The sequence below is a fragment of the Agrococcus sp. Ld7 genome, assembly GCF_045064095.1.
In the GTDB taxonomy this organism is placed as follows: Bacteria; Actinomycetota; Actinomycetes; order Actinomycetales; family Microbacteriaceae; genus Agrococcus.
In genome coordinates, this window is sequence record NZ_JBISGY010000015.1 from 1 (window position 1) to 1,095 (window position 1,095).

The window sequence follows — 1,095 nt, forward strand, 5'->3', positions numbered from 1 at the left end:
CGTCACGACGCTTCTATGGGTGTTGTCAAGCCATGGCGGTTTCGAGGTGTCGGAAGATGGCGCGGGCGACGTAGCGTTTGAGGATGCGCTGGATGTCTTTGGCGCCTTTGCCTTGGGAGGTGCGGCGTGCGGCGTAGGCGATGGTGTCGGGGTCGTTCATGAGGCGGTGTTTGACGATGACGTAGAGCGCTTCGTTGAGGGCCCGGTTCTGGCCGCGGTTGAGGCGGTGGTGGCCGGATTTGCCGGACTGGACCGGTAGTGGTGCGGCGCCGGCCATGCGTGCGAACGCGTCTGCGGAGTGGATGCGGCCTGGGTGGGAGTAGGTGTCGAGGATGGTCGCGGCCGAGACGGGGCCGACGCCGGGCAGCTCCAGCACGGTGGGCACGAGTTGCGCGACGAGGTCCCGCAGGTGGCGTTCGTTCGCGGCCATCTCCGCGCGGATCGGGATGATGCGGCGGGCGAGCCGGATCGCTTCCTCGCGGGCGAAGGCGAGTTCGACGGTGTCGTCTTTGCGGGGCCGCCAGGCGGCGACCTGGTCGACGGTCGTGTTCGCGATCGACTCGCGTGCGTCGATGCCCAGCGGGTGGGTGCGCAGCAGCGCGATCAGTTGCTGCTTGGCCCGGTTGGATTCCTGCTTCAATGCCCGCCGCGCGGCCGCCAGCACGTGCAATGCCGCGCGCACGCCCTCCGCGCGCGGCGTGGCGAGCCGGTGCAGGTCGGCGTGCAAGATCGCGCGAGCCGCGGCGATCGCGTCGAACTGATCGGTCTTGCCATCTCTCGCGCGCGAGCCGCGTCCGGGCGGCCGCACCTCGAACACGGGTAGCCCCTCCCGCTGCAGCGCCCGCGTCAGCTGCGCCCCGTAGGAGCCCGACCCTTCCACGGCGACCGCGATCCGGGCGCCGCCGCGGCGCCGGATCCACGTGATTGCGCGGGCGATGCCTGCCTGACTGGTCGGGAACGTGCGTTCGGCGACCAGCCCTCCCGTGGCGGCGTCGACGATCGCGTACGCGTGTTTGGCTGCGTGCGTGTCGACACCGATGACATGCGTGAACGCTTCTGCGACGATGGGCATCGCGGTCCTCCTCAGAATCGGAT

At 69.8% G+C, this 1,095-nt stretch carries 1 protein-coding gene; it reads right to left on the reverse strand.

The window, feature by feature from the left end; genetic code table 11:
- Nucleotides 1-25: 25 nt before the first annotated feature.
- A complete protein-coding gene (locus ACJJVL_RS03430; RefSeq protein WP_405216915.1) occupies nt 26-1,072 on the reverse strand; it encodes an IS110 family transposase in 1,047 nt (348 codons plus the stop codon).
- Between the last annotated feature and the right edge of the window lie 23 nt (nt 1,073-1,095).